General features: G+C 45.9%; 1 protein-coding gene. It reads left to right on the top strand.

What is annotated here, in order from left to right:
- Positions 1-790, top strand: a 790-nt coding sequence (locus tag HP552_RS00155; RefSeq protein WP_175393804.1) for a phage tail spike protein, incomplete at both ends; no start/stop codon positions are given.

Below are 790 nucleotides of genomic sequence, written 5' to 3'. Positions count from 1 at the left end.
TGATCATGAACAACAAATACACATTCAAGATTGATGACGTTTTTGACCTTCAGGATATCAAGGATTGGGGCCGGACTACAGCTCTGGAAGCTTTCAATCACATTGTTAAGTCCTACGGTGTAGAGGTAAAGGCGGATAACTTTACGATCCATTTGCGTAAGCGTGTGGGCGAAAACGTGGGCAAGCAATACCGGATAGGCAAGGATATCATCCAGGATCAATTCAAGGACGAAGGTTCAAACCTGGTCACCCGGATGTTCAGCCAAATGAAAGACGGCAGGACGTTTATAGGGATGTCCACGGACTATCTGACAGCCGAGGAATTGAGTCTGTTGCAAAGCGTACCGGGAGCCATTCAAAACGGGAAACTGGCCGTCAACTATCTGATATCGCCTTACGCACAATACTGGTCCAACACAACCAACGTTTTCTATGATGGGGAAATGGTTGACCAGAATATAGAGGACCCAGAAAAGCTGCTGAAGGCTACCCGGGAGGAATTGCGAAAGAAGGAGATCCCGGAAATTGAAATCTCTATCAATGCAGCTGATATCCATAAGATAGACCGGATCGAGTCACCGCCTGATATGGGTGATATCGTATACGCCTATGACCCAGAAATGGAAATGAAAAATATCGAAATGCGGGTTATGGAAATGACGGAGTATCCATTTTCGATGGACAAACATACTCAGGTGGTGCTGGCAAACTTCAAAATCCAGAGTTATGACGATATCATTGCGGATCTGGAACGATCCAAGCGAATCGTTAATGACTTGTTCTCGGGCGG

This window comes from Paenibacillus xylanilyticus, from assembly GCF_013359935.1.
Lineage (GTDB): Bacteria > Bacillota > Bacilli > Paenibacillales > Paenibacillaceae > Paenibacillus > Paenibacillus xylanilyticus.
Note: the sequence above shows the minus strand (reverse complement) of the source record. Positions and strands in the feature narration are given on the sequence as shown.